The organism is Paracoccus caeni (assembly GCF_016629665.1).
GTDB lineage: Bacteria > Pseudomonadota > Alphaproteobacteria > Rhodobacterales > Rhodobacteraceae > Paracoccus > Paracoccus caeni.
In genome coordinates this window covers 494,124-514,329 of the sequence record NZ_JAEPRQ010000002.1, presented here as the reverse complement: position 1 = coordinate 514,329, position 20,206 = coordinate 494,124, and the positions used below count along the sequence as shown (strand labels likewise).

General features: G+C 63.8%; 19 protein-coding genes. 13 read left to right on the top strand and 6 right to left on the bottom strand.

Annotated features, from left to right (window positions below):
• Positions 1-30: 30 nt before the first annotated feature.
• On the bottom strand, positions 31-2,445 hold the full coding sequence (locus JJJ17_RS09140) for a penicillin acylase family protein (RefSeq protein WP_200685628.1): 2,415 nt from the start codon (positions 2,443-2,445) through the stop codon (positions 31-33).
• Between the two features lie 184 nt (positions 2,446-2,629).
• On the opposite strand from JJJ17_RS09140, the gene JJJ17_RS09135 reads away from it, so the two are divergent.
• Genes JJJ17_RS09135 through JJJ17_RS09125 form a run of 3 tightly spaced genes read left to right on the top strand, consistent with a single transcriptional unit; the run spans position 2,630 to position 5,092 of the window.
• A complete protein-coding gene (locus JJJ17_RS09135) occupies positions 2,630-3,496 on the top strand; it encodes an NAD(P)-dependent oxidoreductase (RefSeq protein WP_200685626.1) in 867 nt (288 codons plus the stop codon).
• Between the two features lie 26 nt (positions 3,497-3,522).
• A complete protein-coding gene (locus tag JJJ17_RS09130; protein ID WP_200685624.1) occupies positions 3,523-3,909 on the top strand; it encodes a PaaI family thioesterase in 387 nt (128 codons plus the stop codon).
• Positions 3,910-3,967: 58 nt separating this feature from the next.
• On the top strand, positions 3,968-5,092 hold the full coding sequence (locus tag JJJ17_RS09125; RefSeq protein ID WP_200685622.1) for a zinc-dependent alcohol dehydrogenase family protein: 1,125 nt from the start codon (positions 3,968-3,970) through the stop codon (positions 5,090-5,092).
• Here JJJ17_RS09125 and JJJ17_RS09120 read toward each other — a convergent pair.
• Together JJJ17_RS09120 and JJJ17_RS09115 are read right to left on the bottom strand one after the other, a co-directional pair.
• The gene (locus tag JJJ17_RS09120) at positions 5,079-5,864 is read right to left on the bottom strand and encodes a hypothetical protein (RefSeq protein WP_200685620.1); all 786 of its coding nucleotides are present in this window, start codon (positions 5,862-5,864) and stop codon (positions 5,079-5,081) included. The two genes, JJJ17_RS09125 and JJJ17_RS09120, sit on opposite strands and share 14 nt — an antisense overlap.
• 178 nt (positions 5,865-6,042) lie before the next feature.
• Complete coding sequence (locus JJJ17_RS09115; RefSeq protein WP_200685618.1) at positions 6,043-6,648, bottom strand: CatB-related O-acetyltransferase; 606 nt, start codon at positions 6,646-6,648, stop codon at positions 6,043-6,045.
• 265 nt (positions 6,649-6,913) lie between these two features.
• On the opposite strand from JJJ17_RS09115, the gene JJJ17_RS09110 reads away from it, so the two are divergent.
• From JJJ17_RS09110 to JJJ17_RS09095, 4 genes are all read left to right on the top strand, one after another.
• On the top strand, positions 6,914-7,729 hold the full coding sequence (locus JJJ17_RS09110; RefSeq protein WP_200685616.1) for a TIGR00282 family metallophosphoesterase: 816 nt from the start codon (positions 6,914-6,916) through the stop codon (positions 7,727-7,729).
• Positions 7,730-7,818: 89 nt separating this feature from the next.
• Positions 7,819-9,600, top strand: coding sequence for an SLC13 family permease (locus tag JJJ17_RS09105; protein WP_200685615.1), 1,782 nt, complete (start codon positions 7,819-7,821; stop codon positions 9,598-9,600).
• 126 nt (positions 9,601-9,726) lie between these two features.
• Complete coding sequence (locus tag JJJ17_RS09100; RefSeq protein WP_200685614.1) at positions 9,727-9,954, top strand: hypothetical protein; 228 nt, start codon at positions 9,727-9,729, stop codon at positions 9,952-9,954.
• A gap of 147 nt (positions 9,955-10,101) precedes the next feature.
• Positions 10,102-10,845: a YebC/PmpR family DNA-binding transcriptional regulator gene (locus JJJ17_RS09095; RefSeq protein WP_200685613.1), complete on the top strand. Its 744-nt coding sequence runs from the start codon at positions 10,102-10,104 to the stop codon at positions 10,843-10,845.
• Between the two features lie 320 nt (positions 10,846-11,165).
• On the opposite strand, the gene JJJ17_RS09090 is transcribed toward JJJ17_RS09095, so the two are convergent.
• Complete coding sequence (locus JJJ17_RS09090; protein WP_200685612.1) at positions 11,166-12,026, bottom strand: LysR family transcriptional regulator ArgP; 861 nt, start codon at positions 12,024-12,026, stop codon at positions 11,166-11,168.
• An 84-nt stretch (positions 12,027-12,110) separates the two neighbouring features.
• Between JJJ17_RS09090 and JJJ17_RS09085 the strand changes: the two genes are divergently transcribed.
• Positions 12,111-12,704: a LysE/ArgO family amino acid transporter gene (locus JJJ17_RS09085; RefSeq protein WP_200685611.1), complete on the top strand. Its 594-nt coding sequence runs from the start codon at positions 12,111-12,113 to the stop codon at positions 12,702-12,704.
• Between the two features lie 39 nt (positions 12,705-12,743).
• Entirely contained in the window at positions 12,744-13,652 is a 909-nt protein-coding gene (locus JJJ17_RS09080) for a DMT family transporter (RefSeq protein ID WP_200685610.1), read from the top strand.
• A 21-nt stretch (positions 13,653-13,673) separates the two neighbouring features.
• On the opposite strand, the gene JJJ17_RS09075 is transcribed toward JJJ17_RS09080, so the two are convergent.
• Positions 13,674-15,047 (bottom strand): M20/M25/M40 family metallo-hydrolase, encoded by a 1,374-nt coding sequence (locus JJJ17_RS09075; RefSeq protein WP_200685807.1) that lies wholly within the window; start codon positions 15,045-15,047, stop codon positions 13,674-13,676.
• Positions 15,048-15,226: 179 nt separating this feature from the next.
• Here JJJ17_RS09075 and hemA point away from each other — a divergent pair, with 179 nt between their 5' ends.
• Together hemA and JJJ17_RS09065 are read left to right on the top strand one after the other, a co-directional pair.
• A complete protein-coding gene (gene hemA / locus JJJ17_RS09070) occupies positions 15,227-16,456 on the top strand; it encodes a 5-aminolevulinate synthase (protein WP_200685609.1) in 1,230 nt (409 codons plus the stop codon).
• Between the two features lie 113 nt (positions 16,457-16,569).
• A complete protein-coding gene (locus tag JJJ17_RS09065) occupies positions 16,570-17,868 on the top strand; it encodes a helix-turn-helix domain-containing protein (RefSeq protein WP_200685607.1) in 1,299 nt (432 codons plus the stop codon).
• A 111-nt stretch (positions 17,869-17,979) separates the two neighbouring features.
• Here JJJ17_RS09065 and JJJ17_RS09060 read toward each other — a convergent pair whose 3' ends face one another.
• A complete protein-coding gene (locus tag JJJ17_RS09060) occupies positions 17,980-19,029 on the bottom strand; it encodes a dipeptidase (RefSeq protein WP_200685605.1) in 1,050 nt (349 codons plus the stop codon).
• 138 nt (positions 19,030-19,167) lie between these two features.
• Between JJJ17_RS09060 and JJJ17_RS09055 the strand changes: the two genes are divergently transcribed.
• Both JJJ17_RS09055 and parA read left to right on the top strand, forming a co-directional pair.
• A complete protein-coding gene (locus JJJ17_RS09055; RefSeq protein WP_200685603.1) occupies positions 19,168-19,491 on the top strand; it encodes an antibiotic biosynthesis monooxygenase family protein in 324 nt (107 codons plus the stop codon).
• 75 nt (positions 19,492-19,566) lie between these two features.
• Complete coding sequence (parA, locus tag JJJ17_RS09050) at positions 19,567-20,202, top strand: ParA family partition ATPase (protein WP_200685602.1); 636 nt, start codon at positions 19,567-19,569, stop codon at positions 20,200-20,202.
• The last annotated feature ends 4 nt before the right edge of the window (positions 20,203-20,206 follow it).

Below are 20,206 nucleotides of genomic sequence, written 5' to 3'. Positions count from 1 at the left end.
AGGGATTTCCCTATTACGCCGCCTGCCGCCTCACTGCGGCACCAGATTGGTGATGCCGGTCGCCGCCGCGCGCGCAAGGTCGGGGTCCAGTGACATGCCGATATACTCGCCGCGCCGCCACAGATCGGCCAGATCGTCGTAGTGGCGTGACAGCGGATGCCCCGATTGCCCGGTCGAGGTGATAAAGACCGAGCTGTCGGGATCGGCAAGGTCATAGACCCCGCGATAGCCCGGCCCGCTGATCGCCTCGAACGGGGTGGCGCCGAAGCCCATCGTATCGGTGCGATTGACCGAAAATGCCCCGCCCGAGATCGACTGCGTCAGGTTCACGATCCACCGCAATGCAGGCATCCGGCCCAATCCCGGATGAACGTGCCGCGCCTGATGCGCGTCGCCCCACCGCCAGCTTGTCACATCCGGGCCATACCGCTCGGTCAGGGCCAGAATGGCGCGGTCCAGTGCCTGCCGGGCGATGGTGGTGCAATCCTCGACCGGGGCGCTTTGGACGATGTCGCACCATGCCGCCGCGCCGTTGCGGTTGCGGAAGACGGCATCGATGAAACCCGGATGCAGTTGCAGGATATCGTCGGAAAGCGGCCCCAACTCGTCGCGGATCAGGCGGTCCTGCAACGCGCCCATCCAAGCCGCGTAGATCAGCGGCTCGGGCAGATGCTCGTTCATTGCGCCGTCCCATTCGGCCAGCAGGTTCAACGCATCCTGACGCTGACGCTCGGGCGTGCCTGCGGCGGCGGGCTCGTCGGTGAACCACAGATCGGCACCGACCAACGGCAGAAGCGAGCGGGCCGCCGGGCTGACCATGTCAAGCTGCGCGGCGATGAAGCTGTCGCGCGAATGGATTTCGCGATCCTCCAGCAGCCGGGTCAGCCGCCCGCGCCGCATCGCCATCGCGCCACGTTCTTCGGTCGCGATGACCAACTCGCTACCGGGGTCAGAGCGGTTCGCCGCGATCTGCCGGATGCCGGTCCAGTCGGCATTGGCGTCCCAACCCGGAACCGGCATGGCGCCGCCCGTCGGATGCCCTTCGGCCCGGACCGGCTCGACCCCGACGATCTGCTGCCGGATGCCCGACGCATCGGCCAGCGACACGGTCATTGAGGGCGCGACCACCTGTTGCATCACCGATGCCGCGCTGTCGATGTCATGGGCGTGCATCAGCCCCATCAGCGCGGTCATCGTCGTGTCGGTCCGCGAAAATCCGGTCCAGCGAAGCGCCGGAACGAAGCCCTGCGGCGTTACATCGGCCAGACCGGGGTCCAGCCCCGGGATCAGCGGGCCATTGCGGCTGAACCGCAGAATGACGGTGCGGTCGGGTTCGTCCAGAACGCGGATCACCTCGCTGCGGCTGTTGAAATCGGTCCAGCCGTCCAGCCCGCGATAGCGATGCGCCGCGCCGGGCTGCACCTCTTCGATGGCGATGTCGGCATCGTCGAGCGGCGCAGGCGACAGACCCCAGGCAAGTTGCGGGTTACGGCCCGAGAAGATCACCGGCATCCCCGGTATCGTTGCGCCGATGACGCCGCCGGAACCGAGTTGCAGCCGCGCCAGATAATAAAGCGCCGGTGCGATCAGCGGGGCCTGCGGATCATTGGCCAGCAGCGCGCCATTCGCCGCCGTGCGCTCGGCCACCGCTGCAAAGGCGTTTGCGCCAAGGCCGCGACCGGGGACCAGAACGTCGCCGACGCTGCGATCATTCGTGGCGGGACGACGGCTTTCGGGCGCGGCAAAGCGGGCACCGGGAAAGAGCGACTCGTAGCGGGGCAGGGGGCCGGTGCCGCCTTCGCCAAGCAGCAATTCTGGTCCGCGTTCCGGCCATGCCAGCGACAGCCTTGCCCGCAGGATTTCAGCCGCTGCCGCATCGCTGGAGGTGATCGCCAGTAGCTTCAGGATCGCAAGGGAATCGGCGGGCTGCCAATAGGCGATGTCCTGCGGCGCCAGAAAGAATTCCGGCGCGCCCCGGCCAAGCGCCTGTTCGTTCACCTCGGCGATCCACTGATTCACACCGGCGGCATAGGCTTCCAGCGCGGCTTTGGTCGGCGCATCCTGTGCGGCCAGCGAATCCGAGGCGGTGCGGTAAAGTTCCAGCCGCCGGGCCAGATCGTCGGAGGGAAAGGCACCCGCGCCATAGACCTCGGCCAGCCGGCCTTGGGCGGCGCGGCGCAGCAGGGTCATCTGGAAAAGCCGGTCCTGCGCATGGGCAAGGCCAAGGGCGAAGAACACGTCCTCATCGCTTTGGCCGAAGATATGCGGGACGTTTTCGGTGCTGCGGACGATCTCGACCGGGCCGGAAATCCCCTGCACCGCATAGGTCGCATTGTAATCGGGCAGCGAGCGGACGGCGAAATACCATGTCAGGATCGCGGCCAGAACCAGAAGCACGATCAGCGCGACCGTCATGCGCAGAAGCCAGCGGAAAAGTGTCAGCATGTCGGGCAGGAATCCATGTGCCGGTCTGATACCTGTCTGGGGCCGCTGGCCTTGACCATGGCGCGTCGGGGTGGTGGGGTGCTCATAAGGCAGGATCGGCGGCATTTCAACGCGGCCGGACCATTGGCACATCATGTTCCGCAGGCGCTGCGGAAATATCACGCGATGAGAAGGAAGACGGCGGATGGCAAAGGTGGCGTTTCTGGGGCTTGGGGTGATGGGCAACCCGATGGCGGGGCATTTGCAGGCTGCGGGCCATCAGGTCACGGTCTATAACCGCACCGCCAGCAAGGCCGAAGCCTGGGCCGCCGCCCATGGCGGCAGCATGGCCATCACACCGCGCGAGGCGGCGGAAGGTGCCGAATTCGTGATGGCCTGCGTCGGCAATGACGACGATCTGCGGCAGGTCTGCACCGGCCCGGACGGCGCGTTCGCAGGCATGGCTACGGGCGCGGTCTTTGTCGATCACACGACGGTCTCTGCCTCGGTGACGCGCGAGCTTGCCGAAAAGGCGGTGGCTGCGGGGCTTGGCTATGTCGATGCGCCGGTCTCGGGCGGGCAGGCGGGGGCCGAGAATGGCCAGTTGTCGGTGATGTGCGGCGGTGAGGCTGCGGATTTCGACCGCGCCGCGCCGGTGATCGACGCCTATGCCAAGATTTGCCGCCTGATGGGTCCGGTCGGCGCGGGCCAGATGACCAAGATGTGCAACCAGATCGCCATTGCCGGGCTGGTGCAGGCGCTGTCGGAATCGCTGGCCTTCGCCCAGAAGGCGGGCCTTGATGTCGAAAAGGTGGTCGAGGTGATCAGTCAGGGCGCGGCGGGAAGCTGGCAGATGGTGAACCGGCACAAGACCATGGCGGCGGGGCAGTTCAACCACGGCTTCGCGGTGGACTGGATGCGCAAGGATCTGGCGATCTGTCTGGCCGCGGGGGACGAGGTCGGCGCGCCGATGCCCGTCACCGCGCTGATCGATCAGTTCTACAAGGATGTGCAGATCATGGGCGGCGGCAGATGGGACACCTCGTCCCTGATCGCGCGGCTGACCCCCTGAACCGACGAAAAAGACGTGAGGCGCAGATGATCGAACAGACCATGACCGGGAAGATCGAGTTCTCTATCACCGGGGTCAGTGACAGCGAAGCCTTGGGCGAGATGCCGGTGACCGAAGGGATTCTGAACCCCTTCGGCACCATCCACGCAGGCGCGCTTGTCTGGTTTGCCGATGTCATCGCGACCAATCTGGTTCTGGGCGGCGAGCCGGTGAGCACCGGGATGGAAAGCTTTCCTGTCGCGGTCACACTGAATGCGCAATTGCTGGCCAACACCCGCGAGGGCAGGCTGACGGCGCGGGCGGAATGGGTCAAACGGGGGCGCCGCGTCTCGACCGTCAGGACATTGGTGCGCGACGATGCCGACCGGGTGCTGCTGGACCTGACCTCGACCCATGTGGCGGCGCGCGGCTAGGATGGCTTGACAGGTTCAGGTGCAGGCGAAACTCTGCCCGGCGGGGGAGGACAGCGCCATGCAAACGACCGGAGCGATCTTGCGGCAATCGGGCCTGCCCCGACCCTATCGCGACAGCAAGCCCCTGCACCTGACCCAGATTGATCTGGACGATCCCGGTCCCGGCGAATTGCTGGTCCGTATTGCGGCGGCGGGTCTGTGTCATTCCGATCTGTCGGTGATCAACGGCGACCGTCCGCGAAACATGCCGCTGGTTCTGGGGCACGAGGCGGCGGGCGTGGTCAAGTCCGTCGGCCCCCATGTCACCCGCTTTGCGCCCGGCGATCATGTGGTTCTGGTCTTCGCGCCGTCTTGCGGCCATTGCCTGCCCTGCGCCGAGGGGCGGCCCGCCTTGTGCGAGCCGGCGGCGGTAGCGGCGGGCAAGGGCAGCCTGATCTCGGGCGGGAAGCGCATCCATGCCGGCGGCGAGGTGATCGACCACCATATCGGCGTTTCGGCCTTCGCGGGCCATGCCGTCGTGGCCGAGGCGTCCTGCGTCAGGATCGCCCCCGAAATTCCGCTGGACCGGGCGGCGCTTCTGGGATGTGCGGTGCTGACCGGGGTAGGGGCGGTGGTGAATACGGGCGCGCTTCGGGCCGGGCAAAGCTGCGCGATTGTCGGGCTTGGTGGCGTCGGACTGGCCGCGCTGCTGGGCGCGGTCGCGGCAGGCGCGGGTCAGATCATCGCCGTCGATCTGTCCGACGAAAAGCTGAAGATCGCGCAGGAGCTTGGGGCGACCCATACCGTCAATCCCGCCGATCCCGATGCTTTGGATCGTCTGCGGCGGATCACCGGCGGCGGTGTCGATCTGGCGGTAGAGCTTGCAGGCGCGGTTCCGGCGCTTGAATTCGCCTATGAGGCCGCGCGGCGTGGCGGCACCGTGGTCACCGCCGGTCTTCCCCGGCCCGAGGCGCGGCTTCCGGTCTCGCCGGTCACGCTGACCACGGGCGAGAAAATCCTGCGCGGCAGCTATATGGGCTCTTGCGTGCCGGTGCGCGATATTCCCCGCTATGCCGGGCTGATGATGGCGGGCAAGCTGCCCATCGACCGGCTGGTGACGCACGAGCTGCGCCTTGATCAGATCAACGAGGGTTTTGACCGGCTGGCAGATGGCAGCGCCATCCGGCAGATCATCCGCTTCTGAGCCTGCCCGCGCGGGCGCGGGTGACCTCGGCCAGTTTCGGCTCGATCAGATGCAGGGCGGCCAGCAACGCCTTGCCAAAGCCGTCCTCGCGCATGCTGGCGATGCCGGAATGGGCGGCGCAGACGGTGCGGACATCCTGCCATGCGCTGGCCAGCCGATGGGCCCAGTCGCTGAAATCCTCGGCCGCGTCCGGTCGGTGCTCCAGCGCGTCGGCGGTCGTTGGGTGAAAGCTGACCGGCGGCTGTCGCAGGATCTGGCGCACCAGATGCGGCAGCACGATCAGCGTGTCATCGACATGCAGGTTCCTGCTGGCAGGATGATAGGCCAGAACCGATCCGGCATGGATGCGGGGATTGCTGCTGATGAATTCGATCCCCGCTGGCAGGGAAAACCGCAGGTCATCGGCGTAAAGCTCGGCAAATTCGGCCGAATCGACAGTGACCGGCTGCCAGTCCAGATCGGGGATGATCTCGCGATGGCGCCGCGAGCCATAAAGACGCGCGCGCGGGAAGCGGGCGGCGATGGTCCGGCAATGCAGGGTATGGAAGGGATGCAGGTTCAACACCGCCTCGACCAGACGCCCGCGATCGGTCAACTCGGCGATTTGACGGGTGATTTCGGTGCCGAAACCATAGGAATCCAGAAAGACGAACCGCCCCGAGGATAATCGCACCAGCGAGGACTGAGTCCCGATGTTCATCACGCCGACAAGGCGCAGATTTCCGCGAATGTTCCAGAATCCGTTGCCCAGATCCAAGAGATGCTCGGCCATACAACCCCCTCAGGTATAGGTGGTTAACGGCAAACTAAACTTTTGGTTCCAGAAAATCGTGATCGGATCACAGTTTTTGCATAAAATGTGGGCAGACACGGTCAGATAGGGCCACGGCTTGACTGCGCAGGTCGCTTTTGGGGGGCGAACTGTCCGGCGCGATCAGCCCATGTTCGGATCAGACAATCAGCGAGAAAAGATCGAATCTTTGTCTGGGATGAAGCGCCTTTTCAAAGAAGGCCTGGTTGCGTTGGATTTTCTCGTCCGACCAATCCCACCACTTTATTTCCAGCATCTGTCTGACAACGGATTTGGAGAAACGTGACCGGATAAGCCGTGCCGGCACACCGCCAACGATTGCAAATGGAGGCACATCCGAGGTTACGGTCGCTCCGGCGGCGATCACCGCGCCATGTCCGACGGTGACACCGGATAGGATATTCGCTTTGTCGCCGATCCAGACATTATGCCCGATCTCGACCGTCGAGCGGGTCAGGATTTCCTTGAAACCGAATCTTTCATTGAAATGAACCTGTTGGTTCGGAAGATCGGTCCGGTGATTGCCTGAATGGATCGAGACGAACCGTCCGATTGCGCAATATTTGCCGATCTTAACCTGACCGCGCGCGTTAAAGTGTTCATTTATATTGGTATAGCTGCCGCAAAGTATCGTTCCGGCGACCATCCAGGTCCGTCTGTGGCCACGAATGGTTTTGGCCCTCGGGTCCGAGATTTGGCGAAGGTTGATGAACTCTTCGGTCTCTGCTTGGGTAAACAGTCCCATCGAAATCTCGCTGTGTCTGGGGGTCGGCACGATATACTTTGGTGGTGCGGAACTGACAAGCAATGGGGGGCAGTGACGTGGTGTCCATCGGAACTTTTCAGCTTGTTGTTTTGCATGTTCAGCGACTTCGTGCGCCCGGCCTGCTAGAAAGCCGCAAACGAATCCGCTGCGGCGAGCGCCGTTCGCCGCGCAGCCTTTGGCGCGACGACCCCGCCCGGAACCAATCCTGCTTGAGCGACGGAAATCTTTCGTATAGCGGTCGCGTATGAGGATTTTATTTCTTGGCGATGTTATGGGCCGCTCTGGTCGCCGCGGGATCGTCGAGCGTTTGCCGCAGTTGCGGGCGGCGCTGAAGGCGGATCTTGTCGTGGTGAATGCCGAGAATGCCAGCGGAGGACGCGGCTGCACCGCCGGTCATGCGCAATTGCTGCTGGAATCGGGTGCGGACTGCCTGACACTGGGCGATCATGCCTTCGATCAGAAAGACATGATGGCCTTTATCGACCGCGAGCCGCGGATCGTCCGGCCGCTGAACTTTGCCAAGGACGCGCCGGGGCGGGGTCATGCCGTCGTCAGCGATGCGCGCGGACGCAAGCTGCTGGTCGTGCAGGCGCTTGGGCAGGTGTTCATGTCGCGGCCCTATGACGACCCGTTTTCGGCGCTTGACGCGGTGCTGCGCGCCCATCCGCCCGGCGGCATGGTGCAGGCAACACTGGTCGATTTCCATGCCGAGGCCACCAGCGAAAAGATGGGCGCGGGCCATTTCTGCGACGGTCGCGCCAGCGCCGTTCTGGGCACCCATACCCATGTGCCGACCGCCGATGCGCAGATCCTGTCGCGCGGCACGGCCTATCTTTCGGATGCCGGAATGTGCGGCGATTACGACAGCGTCATCGGCATGGAGAAGACCGAACCCCTTCGCCGTTTCGTCACCGGCATGAACCGCGAGCGTTTCACCCCCGCCGAAGGCGAGGCGACGCTGTGCGGTGCGCTGGTCGAGACCGATGATCGCACCGGCATGGCGCGCAGCATCACGCCGGTCCGTCAGGGAGGGCGTTTGCAGCCCTCGCCCGCCATGTGACCAGCCCGGATTGCCCGTTATCGGCATGTTGAGGTTGCCTTTTATTCACAGTGACAGCGTGGGCCACGGCCCGATGATGCGGAGAGCAGATGTTCGGAATTGAACTGACCGGGATGACGGCAACCGTTGCCGCGCTGGTGATCATGGGGGTCACCTTCGCGCTGTTCGTCTGGGAGAAGCACCCGCCCGAGGTCATCGCCATCGCCTCGGCGGGGGTCATGCTGGTGCTGGGCCTGATGCCGCTGGATTCGGCGGTGGGCGTGCTGTCGAACTCGGCGCCGTGGACCATCGCCTTCATGTTCATCATCATGGGCGCGCTGCTGAGAACCGGATCGCTTGAGATGATGTCCGTGCTGGTCTCATCCAAGGCCAGCGAGCACCCGAAGATGACGATTGCGGCGTTGTTCGCCTTTGTCATCTGCGCCTCGTCGATCATGAACAATACGCCTGTCGTGGCGGTGATGATCCCGATCATGATTCAGGTCGGCCTGAAGGCAGGTTTCGGCCCGTCGCGGCTGCTGATGCCGCTCAGTTACATCACCATTCTGGGCGGAATGCTGACGCTGATCGGCACCTCGACCAACCTTCTGGTCGATGGCGTCGTGCGGCGGCAGGGGATGGAGCCGTTCGGCATCTTCGACATCACGCCGGTCGGCATCTGCGTCGCCATTGCCGGGGTCGGCTATTACGTCCTGATCGGTCGCCGCCTGCTGCCCGAAAGAACCACGCTGAGCGGCACTTTGGGCGCGCAGCAGCGCGACATGAAATATTTCACCGAGGTCGCCGTTCCCGCCGACAGCAAGCTGGTTGGCCAGAAAGTGCTGGAAGTGCCGATCTTCAAGCGCGAGGCGGTGCGGGTGATCGACGTTCTGCGCGGCGATGCCTCGCTTCGTCGCGATATGTCCGAGGTGGTGCTGGAACCCGGCGACCGCGTGGTTCTGCGGACCGAAATGTCGAACCTGATGGAAATGCAGAAAAGCAAGGATTTCCAGCTTGTTGACGAGCTGAGTTCAGTCGCCACTGAAATGGTCGAAGTGCTGATCACGCCGGGTGCGCGGATCGTCGGACGGCGTCTGGGCGATATGCGTCTGCGGCGTCGTTACGGGATCTATGTGATCGCAGCGCATCGGCGGAACCAGAATGTCGGGCGGCAGATGGACGACATGGTGGTGCGGGTCGGCGATACGCTGCTGTTGGAGGGCACGCCCGAAGATATCGGGCGTCTGGCCAACGATATGGAATTGGTCAACGTCACCAAATCGACGGCAAAGGCGTTCCGCCGCAACCTTGCGCCGGTTGCGATCCTGTCGCTGATTGCCGTCGTCGGTCTGGCGGCGATGGATGTCGCGCCGATCATGGCGTTGGCGTTTCTCGCCTCGGCAGTGGTTCTCATCGCGCGTTGCGTTGATCCTGATGAGGCCTTCGGCTTTGTCGATGCCCGGCTGATGGCGATGATCTTCGCCATGCTGGCGATTGGCGAGGCGCTGGAACATACCGGCACGGTGCAACTGATCGTCGATCTGGCGGCGCCGTATCTGAAGGACATGCCGCCGTTCCTGACGCTGGTCTGCGTCTATTTCCTTGGCCTTGTGATGACCGAGATCCTGTCGAACAACGCGGTCGCGGTGATCCTGACGCCCATTGCCATCGCGCTGGCACAGCAGCTTGGGCATGATCCGCGGGCCTATGTGGTGGCGGTGATGTTCTCGGCCTCGGTCGCCTTCGCGACGCCCATCGGCTATCAGACGCATCTGATGGTCTATGGTCCGGGCGGCTACAAGTTCAGCGACTTCATCCGGGTCGGTGTGCCGATGGATATCGTCACCGGCCTTGCCGCCTGTTTCGCGATTGCGATGTTCTGGCAGCTCTGAAGGGGAAGCCCGCCTTGTGATTTCTGCAATGCTGCATTGCGGCATTGGCGATTGAAGATGCGGGGGGAAGTTCCGATATATCGGGCAGGGAGGAAACCGCTTTGTGTCACACGAAGGAGTTTGCACATGGCCAGCACTGCAACGCTTGAGACGAAAATCTCGGCCCTGACCCTTTCCGCCTTCGCCGCGCCCTTCAAGGCGCTGTGGCGTGGCGTGGTGATCCTGTTCGAAACTTCGTCGCGGATGCAGGCGCTTGAAAGCCTGTCGCGCGTGCCGGATGCCGAACTTGATGCGCGCGGGTTGAACCGCGACGCCGAAATTCGCCGGATCATGGGCGTGGCGATGCTGCCCTGATCGGGCAGGGATCACGGATCAATGCAGTTTCAGCGCCGCCCCGGTCTTGTGGGCGGCGCTTTCGTTTGCGTCTTCGTCTTGCGACGGCGGGGGTGGCTGGACTAAAAGCAGCCGAATCCAGAATGATTGCATTGCGAAGGACCGACCATGGCAGGCCATTCCAAATGGGCCAATATTCAGCATCGCAAGGGCCGGCAGGACGCCGCCCGTTCGAAGCTGTTCTCGAAACTGTCGAAAGAGATCACCGTTGCCGCCAAGATGGGCGACCCTGATCCCGAAAAGAACCCGCGTCTGCGGCTGGCCGTGAAAGAGGCCAAGTCGAATTCCGTCCCCAAGGACGTGATCGACCGCGCGATCAAGAAATCGCAGGGCGGCGACGCCGAGAATTACGAAGAAATCCGCTACGAGGGTTACGGCCCCAACGGTATCGCGTTGGTCGTCGAGGCGATGACCGACAACCGCAACCGCACCGCCTCGAACGTGCGCAGCTATTTCACCAAATCGGGCGGCGATCTGGGGCAGACGGGCTCGGTCAGCTTCATGTTCGACCGGGTGGGCGAGATCATGTATCCGCTGTCTGCGGGCGATGCCGACACGGTGATGGAAGCCGCCATCGAAGCGGGCGCGGATGATGTCGAGACCGACGAGGAAGGCCACTGGATCTATTGCGCGGATACCGCGCTGAACGAGGTCTCGACCGCACTTGAGGCGGCGCTTGGCGAATCCGAGACGGCGAAGCTGATCTGGAAGCCGCAATCGCCGACCGAGATTGCCGATGTCGAGACGGCGCAGAAGCTGATGAAGCTGATCGACACGCTGGAAGACGATGACGACGTGCAGAACGTCACCGGCAATTTCGATCTGTCGGAAGAGGTCGCCGCTCAGTTGTAGGCGGCCCTTGCCTCGCTGAAGTCAGAGCACCCGCCCGGAATCAAGTCGCCCTTGGGCGACGCCGGGCAGTGCCCGACCGCCCGGACGGGCGGGCATTTTGGTGAGGCTGCGCGCAACAGATAGCGACGACGGGGTGGCACGATAAAGCGCGTATAACCATTGTCGCAGGCGCCCACCCGCGGTCGGGCACTGCCCTCTGCTCTCCCCATTCTTCATCGCGCTCACTTATCTTCGACCGACGGACCTTGCCGGGGGCGGGGGAAGGGGGCTCTGCCCCCTCGTCGCGTGCCGCGACCTCCCCCCGTGGCAGCGCTATGGGGTCAACTCAGCAGGGTTGCACGGGCGGTCTTGCGGATCGCCTCGGTCAGAGGGGCGATGGCTCGCGCGGTGATGCGGCTGACCTGCCAGTAAAGCGGCACGTCCAGCGGCAGCGCGGATTTCAGGTCCATCAGGCGGCGACTGGCCAGTTCCTCGCGGATCATGATCTCGGGGTTCATCGCCCAGCCAAGTCCAAGGCGCGTTGCCTCGACAAAAGCCTGCGACGACGGGATGCGGTGCATCGGCAGGGTGATCTTTTGCCCGGTGGCCATCTGCGCCCAGCGGCTTTGCAGCGTGTCCTTGGCGTTGAAGCAAAGCGACGGTGCGGTGGAAAGGTTCGCCGCCGTCACGCCGCCCTTGAAATGCTTGCGGGCGAAATCGACGCTTGCGGTGGCGCGGTAGCGCATCCGGCCCAGGGGGAAGCTGTCGCAGCCGGTGACCGGGCGGCTGTCGCTGGTGATCGCGGCGATGACCTGACCGCTGCGCAGCCAATCCAGCGCATGATCCTGATCGTCGATGACCAGATCGACGAAGCCCGGCGCCGAGGGCAGCACCGGCATCACCCAGCTTGCCAGACTGTCGGCATTGACCGCGATCCGCAGGACCGGCGGGCGGTCGCTGCGGTCGGGCAGGGTGCTTTCCAAGAGCCGCACCTGATCCAGATGCGCGGCGAGGCGGTGGCCGGTCTCGGTTCCGGTGACGGGCGGGCCGCGATCAACCAGCACCGCGCCCATCCGGTCTTCAAGCGCGCGGATGCGTTGCGAAATTGCCGAAGGCGTAACGTTCAGCGCAGAAGCCGCCGCCTCGAACGAGCCGCGGCGCAGCACTTCGGTCAGGGCGGCAAGGGCGGGATAGTCGATCATTAGCGCAGCTTCATTGGGATAAGGTAAATTCACTTTAGCTAAATCGGCGCCCATGGCATCAGCAAGCGAAATCAGGAGGCGTCGATGATTTCATGGCTTGCCGGTTTCGGAACCGGGTTTTCGCTGATCCTTGCCATCGGGGCGCAGAATGCCTTCGTGCTGAAGCAGGGGCTGATGCGGCGGCATGTTCTGGCGGTCGTGCTGTTCTGCGCGCTGTCGGATTCGGTGCTGATCGCGGCTGGCGTGTCGGGCATGTCGGGGATCGCGACGGCGATGCCGTGGTTTGCCGATGCGATGCGATGGGCGGGGGCGGCGTTTCTGATCTGGTATGGGGCGCGGTCCTTCCGCGCGGCGCTGGCGGGCGGAGGTGCGTTGCGGCCCGAGGGGCGGCAGGCGGGGCTGGCCGCCACTTTGGCGACGATTGCGGCGCTGACCTGGCTCAACCCGCATGTCTGGCTGGATACGGTGGTGCTGCTGGGCGCGATTTCGGCGCAATGGCCGGATAAGATGGCTTTTGCGGCAGGGGCGATCTGCGCGTCGTTTCTGTTCTTCTTCTCGCTGGGCTACGGGGCGCGGCTGCTGACGCCGGTTTTTGCCCGACCGCGCGCCTGGCAAGTGCTGGAGATCTGTGTCGGTTGTGTCATGTGGGCCATCGCTTTGGCCCTGATCGCCGGATAGGCGCTTGCATGGCACGGGAAATCTGCTCAATTGCAGATCATGCAAATGCAGAGTGATACGCGCCGCGACCTGATCGGGATTGGCTGGATGCTGGCGACGGGCCTTTGCTTTGTCGCGGTGAACGGGATCGTGCGCGGACTGGATGGGGCGCTGCCCGCCTCGCAGGCGGCATTCATCCGGTTTCTCATCGGACTGGTCTTTCTGATCCCGGCGCTGGTTCCGGCGCTGCGGCGGGGATTCTCGCCGCAGATCTGGGGGCTGTTCGTCGGGCGGGGCGCGCTGCATGTGGTTGCGGTGATCGCGTGGTTCTATGCGATGTCGCGGATCACCGTGGCCGAGGTCACGGCCATCGGCTTTCTCAATCCGATCATCGTCACCATCGGCGCGGCCCTGATCATGGGCGAGCGACTGGCGGCGCGGCGGATCGGGGCCATCGTGATCGCCCTGATCGGTGCGCTGATCGTGCTGCGGCCCGGTCTGCGCGAACTTGATCCGGGGCATCTGTCGCAGATACTGGCCTCGGTCGCGTTTGGCGCGTCCTATCTGGTGGCGAAGCGGATTTCGGATCAGGTGCCGGCCTCGGTCGTCGTCGCGATGATGTCGCTGACGGTGTCGATCGGCCTTGCGCCGATTGCACTGGCCGCTTGGGTGCCGCCGACATGGGGGCAGGTGGGCTGGCTGGGGCTGGTCGCGGTCTTTGCGACGCTTGGCCATTACACGATGACGCGGGCTTTTGCCGCCGCGCCGATGACGGTGACGCAGCCGGTGGTGTTCCTGCAACTGGTCTGGGCCAGCCTGCTGGGGGTGCTGGTCTTTCACGAGCCGCTGGACGGGTGGGTGCTGATCGGCGGCGGGCTGATGATCGGCGCGATCAGCTACATCACCTTCCGCGAGGCGCGGCTGCGGGGCAGGGCCGTGACCCCGTCGGTGGCGGCAACCAAAGTCTGAGGTCGCCGCCGCCCGGTAACGTTACCGCAACGCCGCCACGATCCGCGCCCAGGAGCGGGAGCCCTTGGCGAAGCTTTCAACGTCATATTTCTCGTTCGGGGAATGGATGCGGTCGTCGTCATGGGCAAAGCCCACCAGCACCGAATCCATCCCGAGGATATGCTTGAAATCCCCCGCAATCGGGATCGAGCCGCCCGAGCCGATAAAGGCCGCCTCGCGTCCCCATTCATCAGAGAGCGCCGCCCGGACCGATGTATAGGCCGGATCGGCGGTGTCCATGACGCTGGCCGGGCTGCCGCCATGTTCGTGAAACTCGACACTGCAATCGGCGGGCAGGAAACGGGCGATATGGGCACGGAAGGCGGCGCGGACCTTTGCCGGGTCTTGCTTGCCGGTCAGCCGGAAGCTGACCTTGGCGCGGGCCTCGGCGGGCAGGACGGTCTTGAAGCCGTCGCCGGTATAGCCGCCGGTGATGCCGTTGATTTCCGCCGTGGGCTGGTTCCACATCATTTCCAGGGGCGTGCGGCCCTTTTCGCCGATTGGGTTTTGCAGGCCGATACGCCCCAGATAATCCGCCACGTCAAAGCCCAGCGATTCCCAATCGGCGCGCTTCTGATTGCTCAGATCCTCGACGCCGTCATAGAACCCCTCCAGCACGACCCGGCCATTCTCATCCTTCAGCGCGGCCAATGCCTCGGCCAGCACCATGATCGGGTTGGCCGCGACGCCGCCATACATGCCGGAATGCAGATCGCGGTCGGCGGCGCGGATGATCACCTCTTCGCCGACCAGCCCGCGCAACTGCGTGACGATGGCCGGGCGACCATCCGAATAAAGCTCGGTATCGCAGATCATCGCCAGCGAGGCGCGAAGCTCGTCTGCATTCTCGCGCATGAAGGGCTGCAGAGAGGGCGAGCCGGATTCCTCTTCCCCTTCCAGAAGCAGCACCAGATCGCTGGGCAATTCGCCATGGACGGCCTTCCATGCACGGAACGCCTCGACGAAGGTCATCAACTGGCCCTTGTCGTCGGACGATCCGCGCGCGCGGATCACCGGGCCGTTGGGCGTGTCGGCGATCTGGGCGTCGAAAGGATCAAACTCCCACAGCGACAGCGGATCGACGGGCTGCACGTCATAGTGACCGTAGAACAGAAGCGGGCGGGCGCTGCCCTTTTGCGAATGGGCGACGACCATCGGATGACCCGGCGTGTCGCGGACAGCGACGTCAAAGCCCAGTGACGCCAGTTCATCGCGCAGCCATTCCGCCGCCTTGCGGACATCGCCCTTATGCGCCGGATCAGTCGAGATCGAGGGAATGCGCAGGAAGCCCAGCAGCCGGTCAAGCGCGTTCGGAAGATCCTCATCCAGCGCCTTCAGAACCTGTTCAAGTTTCATATCATCGGACATGAGAGCCTCCGTTTTCCGAGTGGTTTTATAGGTTTTCGCAATGATGCTTTAGTCTCACTGCGACAATTTCGCCCTGTCATTTTGGTGATTTGGGCGTTATCAACGTTGCACCGTGCGTGATCGGACAATGATTGCACCCAGCCAGCTATGCAAGGGAACGCTCCGCAATGAATTATGACGCCGCTCTGGATCAGGCCATAGGCCGCTTGCACGAGGAAGGTCGCTACCGCACCTTCATCGATATCGAGCGGACGAATGGCCAGTTCCCCCATGCCGTCTGGACCCGCCCCGATGGCGTGCGTCAGGACGTGACCGTGTGGTGCGGCAACGACTATCTGGGAATGGGTCAGCATCCGGTGGTTCTGGCCGCCATGCACGAGGCGCTGGACGCCGTGGGCGCAGGCTCGGGCGGGACACGGAATATCTCGGGGACGACGATCTATCACAAGCGGCTGGAAGCCGAACTTGCCGATCTGCACGGGAAAGAGGCCGCCCTGGTCTTTTCCAGCGCCTATATCGCCAATGATGCGACGCTTTCGACCCTGCCGAAGCTGTTCCCCGGCCTGATCATCTATTCCGACGCGCTGAACCATGCCTCGATGATCGAGGGGATCAAGCGCAATGGCGGCGAGAAGCGGATTTTCCGCCACAATGACGTGGCCCATCTGCGCGAATTGCTGCAGGCCGACGATCCTGCTGCGCCGAAGCTGATCGCTTTCGAATCGATCTATTCGATGGATGGCGATTTTGGCACGATCGAGGCGATCTGCGATCTGGCCGATGAATTCGGCGCATTGACCTATCTGGATGAGGTTCATGCCGTCGGCATGTATGGCCCCCGCGGTGGCGGCGTGGCCGAGCGTGACGGGCTGACCGACCGCATCGATATTTTCAACGGCACCCTGGGCAAGGCCTTTGGCGTCTTCGGCGGCTATATCGCGGCCAGCGCGAAGATGGTGGACGCGATCCGGTCCTATGCGCCGGGCTTTATCTTCACCACCTCGCTGCCGCCTGCGGTGGCGGCAGGGGCGGCGGCCTCGATCCGGTTCCTGAAATCGGCCGAGGGGCAAAAGCTGCGCGATGCCCAGCAATTGCACGCCAGAATCCTGAAAATGCGGCTGCAAGGGCTTGGCATGCCGATCATCGATCATGGCAGCCATATCGTCCCGGTCCATGTCGGGCATCCGGTCCATTGCAAGATGCTGTCCGACATGCTGCTGAACGACTATGGCATCTACGTCCAGCCGATCAATTTCCCGACCGTCCCGCGCGGCACCGAGCGGCTGCGCTTTACCCCGTCACCTGTGCACGATCCGAAGCAGATCGACCATTTGGTCCGCGCTATGGATGCATTGTGGTCGCACTGCGCACTGAATCGCTCAGAATTGAGTGCGTAACGAATTCCACGGGTGAACTGCTCTCGTCAGCGTGATAACCTGCCGTTAAATAAACGTTGTTACCGTCCGATTCGGTCGGGGCAATAACAGACGGGCGATAGGGCAGACCAAAAATGAGCAGGCTGCGGGATGATACCCCGGCAGAGGAGAATATGCGGGTGGAGGAGATCGTTGATCATTTCCTCGACGAAGACACACGCCTCGGTGACATCATGCGGGGCGAGCGGGCGACATTGGGAAAATCGCTTCTGGATGTGCAGCGAGAGCTGAGAATCCGTGCCTCTTACGTCGCCGCCATAGAAAATTGCGATATCAGCGCGTTTGATACGCCCAGCTTCATTGCCGGCTATGTCCGGTCCTATGCCCGTTATCTTGGCATGGACCCGGACTGGACCTTCCGCCGCTTCTGTCTGGAATCGGGCTTTCAGCCGACGCATGGCATGGCCCCTTCCGCCGCCGGACCGAAACCGGCGCGGCGTCCCTCGGACCCGGCAGAGGCGCTGGCAAATCCGCGTGCCTTGTTCATTCCGCAGGAAGAAAGCTTCTGGTCGAGTGTCGAGCCTCGGGCGATTGGCGCGGTGATGGTGCTGATCCTGCTGGTGGCGGGGTTGGGCTATGGCGGCTGGACCGTGCTGCAAGAAGTGCAGCGGGTGACGCTGAGCCCCGGTGACGAGACGCCGGGCGTGGTGACGGCCTTGGATCCGACCGAGACGGCAGGCATGACCGGCCCAGCGCTGGACATGACCGATCCGGCCGAACTGGCGCAGAACCTGCCCGAACCTGAGGGTCTGGACCGGCTTTATCGTCCGCAGATACTGGAAGCGCCGGTCCTGACCGCGCGTGACGGGCCGATTGCGGCCATCGATCCGGGCCTGATCGCGCCCGACCTGCCCACCGAGACGGTCGTTGCCGAAGGGCAGCAGACCCTGCATCCGGTGGTCGATCCCGCCAGTGCCATTCAGAACGCGCTGGCACAGGCCAATGCGACCAGCAGCACCGAAATGGGCCCGCATATGCCCGAGGGTCAGCCGGGGGCGATGACCGTCGCCGCCGATGCCCCGGCGCTGGAGCTTCTGGCGGCGCGTCCGGCTTGGGTGCGGGTGACCAGCAGCGATGGCACCGTCCTGCTTGAAAAGATCATGGATGCGGGTGAGCGCTTCACCCTGCCCAGTCTGGAAGAGGCGCCGTTGCTGCGCACCGGCAACTCTGGCGCGGTCTATTTCGCGGTGAACGGCCAGACCTATGGCCCCGCCGCGCCGGGCCCGCAGGTGGTGAAGAATATCGAGCTGTCGCAGACGCATCTGATGACGACCTACGCGCTGGCCGATCTGAATGCCGACCCTGAACTGGCGCAGATGGTGGCGATGGCGCAGGCGCCGATGCCCGAAGGTGAAGTGCAGGCGACCGAGTAAACGGGATCGAGATTGAATGAAGAAAGCCCGGTAAGTGCCGGGCTTTTTTGTTCTTTCGGACGCCGGGGGCGCTGCCCCCGGACCCCCCGGGATATTTGCGTGAAGAAGAACTCAGCCGCCCCAGGTTCGGGCGAGCAGGCCGATCCAGTTTTCGCTGGCGATCTTGCGGATCAGCGCGTCGCCGTAACCGTGGTCCTGCATGGCCTTAATCAGCGCGGGGAGCGCGGCGACATCGGGCAGATCACGCGGCATCAGTGCGCCATCGAAATCAGAGCCAAGCGCGACACCGTCTTCACCAAGGAAGCCAAGCAGGTGATCAAGGTGGCGCAGGATCGTATCAAAGCCTTCCAGCGGCAGGCGCTTTCCGTCCTTGCGCAGGAAGCCCGAGGCATAGTTGAGACCGACGAGGCCCTGTGCATCGGCGATCACTTGCAACTGACGGTCGGTCAGGTTGCGACTGCTGGCGCTGATCGCATGGACGCAGCTATGGCTGGCGACCAGCGGCGCATTCGACAGGGTGGCGACATCGTTGAAGCCCGCCTCGTTCAGGTGCGAGAGATCGATCATGATGCGCAGCGCATTACATTCGCGGACCAGAGCGCGGCCCAGATCGGTCAGACCGTCGCCGGTATCGGGGCTGGACGGGAAGGCGAAGGGCACGCCATGGCCGTAACGGGTGGGCCGCGACCAGACCGGGCCAAGCGAGCGCAGCCCCGCCGCGTGCCACAGATGCAGGGCGTCCATGTCGCGGATCGCCTCGACCCCTTCCATATGGAGGATGGCGGCGATGCGGCCCTTTTCGACGGCGCTGCGGATATCGGCGGCGCTTCTGACGATGTCCAGCGTCCCGGTGCGTTCCAGCGCTTTCAATGCGGCGGCCTGACGGAAGGCATGGGGCAGGGCCTCGTCATGCGGGATCTCGGCGGGCAGGGGCATCGCGAAGGGCGGATTCTGCATGATGCGGATCGCCTCGGCATCGTTCGGGGTCGAGGGCGAGGGCGTCCACATCGCGAAGAAGCCACCGATCAGTCTGCCCGCCTTGGCGCGCGGCAGGTCGATATGGCCGGTGCCGTCGCCTTCAAGCCAGACCTGCGGGCCGTTGTCGCCAGCCGTCACCACCCGCTGGATGAAATCGTTATGTCCGTCGAAGACCGGGATCATCTGCTGCTCCTGCCTGATGCCGTTTTGCAGAACATGCACTTTGGGGCCGATGGCGGCAATGGTCTGAAACCGGGGCGCTTTGCACCGTGCCGGAATCGGCTTAGGCTGGCTGTGACGCGAGCCAGAGGAGGGCCAGCCATGCCAGATATCAGCCTTGATTTCGAAGGTCAGACCGTCATCACCACCTTCGAGGTCACCCCCGGCAGTGCCCATGACGTTCTGGATCTGCTGACCGATGCCTGGGATCACGTCATCCGGCATCAGACCGGCTATATCGCCGGTGCGATCCATCTGAACGACGCGCAGACCCGCATCGCCACCTATTCGCAGTGGCGCGACCGCAAGGATTATCAGGCGATGCTGCGCAGCGCGGAAATGCGTCAGCGCAATCGCGAAATCAACAGCATGTGCAAGAGTTTCGAGCCGGTCATGTATGAGGTTCAGGCGGTTTTCAGGGGTTGATGCTGCATCCGCAAAAAGGCCGTGCAATCGCAGCGTCGCCTCGCTAACCTTTCAAAAAACCGGCGGGGGAGTGCGATGGCGGGCAAGATCATCACGGTGGCGCAGCAGAAGGGCGGTTCGGGCAAGACGACCGTTGCGGTCAATCTGGCGGTGGCACTGCATCAGCGGGGACATTCGGTCGCGCTGGTCGATACCGATCCGCAGGGCAGCATGGGCCGCTGGTTCATCGAGCGGATGCAGGCGCAGGGCGAGGATGAGGCGATGGATTTCTCGACCTCCTCGGCCTGGGGGGCGAGCTACGAATCCGAGAAGCTGAAGAAGCGCTTCGATTACGTGATCATCGACACGCCACCAAAGATCGACAGCGATCTGCGCCCGGCCTTGCGGGTGGCCGATCTGGTTCTGGTGCCGGTGGCGACCAGCCATGTCGATTTGTGGGCGACCGAGGGTGTGCTGGATCTGGCGCGGCGCGAGAAGGCTCCGGTTTTGGTAGTACTGAACCGGGTGCGCCCGAATACGCGGCTGTCCGTGGAGGTGGCCGAGAAGGCGGCAGAGCTTGGGGCAGAGGTGGCGGATGCGCAGCTTGCCAATCGCGTTGCTTATGCCGAGACTCTGGGCCTTGGTCTGGGCGCGACCGAGCGGGCCAAGGATCGCGCTGCCCGCGAAGAAATCGTCGCGCTGACGGATGAGGTTCTGGGCGTGATCGGGTGAGGGT

Excerpts from the sequence above, each read along its gene's own strand:
- JJJ17_RS09100 (WP_200685614.1), top strand. The coding sequence starts at position 9,727 with ATGGCCAGCACTGCAACGCTTGAGACGAAAATCTCGGCCCTGACCCTT.
- JJJ17_RS09115 (WP_200685618.1), bottom strand. The coding sequence starts at position 6,648 with ATGGGACTGTTTACCCAAGCAGAGACCGAAGAGTTCATCAACCTTCGC.
- JJJ17_RS09120 (WP_200685620.1), bottom strand. The coding sequence starts at position 5,864 with ATGGCCGAGCATCTCTTGGATCTGGGCAACGGATTCTGGAACATTCGC.
- hemA (WP_200685609.1), top strand. The coding sequence starts at position 15,227 with ATGAATTATGACGCCGCTCTGGATCAGGCCATAGGCCGCTTGCACGAG.
- JJJ17_RS09110 (WP_200685616.1), top strand. The coding sequence starts at position 6,914 with ATGAGGATTTTATTTCTTGGCGATGTTATGGGCCGCTCTGGTCGCCGC.
- JJJ17_RS09060 (WP_200685605.1), bottom strand. The coding sequence starts at position 19,029 with ATGATCCCGGTCTTCGACGGACATAACGATTTCATCCAGCGGGTGGTG.
- JJJ17_RS09140 (WP_200685628.1), bottom strand. The coding sequence starts at position 2,445 with ATGCTGACACTTTTCCGCTGGCTTCTGCGCATGACGGTCGCGCTGATC.
- JJJ17_RS09085 (WP_200685611.1), top strand. The coding sequence starts at position 12,111 with ATGATTTCATGGCTTGCCGGTTTCGGAACCGGGTTTTCGCTGATCCTT.
- JJJ17_RS09105 (WP_200685615.1), top strand. The coding sequence starts at position 7,819 with ATGTTCGGAATTGAACTGACCGGGATGACGGCAACCGTTGCCGCGCTG.
- JJJ17_RS09080 (WP_200685610.1), top strand. The coding sequence starts at position 12,744 with ATGCAAATGCAGAGTGATACGCGCCGCGACCTGATCGGGATTGGCTGG.
- JJJ17_RS09130 (WP_200685624.1), top strand. The coding sequence starts at position 3,523 with ATGATCGAACAGACCATGACCGGGAAGATCGAGTTCTCTATCACCGGG.
- JJJ17_RS09055 (WP_200685603.1), top strand. The coding sequence starts at position 19,168 with ATGCCAGATATCAGCCTTGATTTCGAAGGTCAGACCGTCATCACCACC.
- JJJ17_RS09075 (WP_200685807.1), bottom strand. The coding sequence starts at position 15,047 with ATGAAACTTGAACAGGTTCTGAAGGCGCTGGATGAGGATCTTCCGAAC.
- JJJ17_RS09135 (WP_200685626.1), top strand. The coding sequence starts at position 2,630 with ATGGCAAAGGTGGCGTTTCTGGGGCTTGGGGTGATGGGCAACCCGATG.
- JJJ17_RS09095 (WP_200685613.1), top strand. The coding sequence starts at position 10,102 with ATGGCAGGCCATTCCAAATGGGCCAATATTCAGCATCGCAAGGGCCGG.
- JJJ17_RS09090 (WP_200685612.1), bottom strand. The coding sequence starts at position 12,026 with ATGATCGACTATCCCGCCCTTGCCGCCCTGACCGAAGTGCTGCGCCGC.
- parA (WP_200685602.1), top strand. The coding sequence starts at position 19,567 with ATGGCGGGCAAGATCATCACGGTGGCGCAGCAGAAGGGCGGTTCGGGC.
- JJJ17_RS09065 (WP_200685607.1), top strand. The coding sequence starts at position 16,570 with ATGAGCAGGCTGCGGGATGATACCCCGGCAGAGGAGAATATGCGGGTG.
- JJJ17_RS09125 (WP_200685622.1), top strand. The coding sequence starts at position 3,968 with ATGCAAACGACCGGAGCGATCTTGCGGCAATCGGGCCTGCCCCGACCC.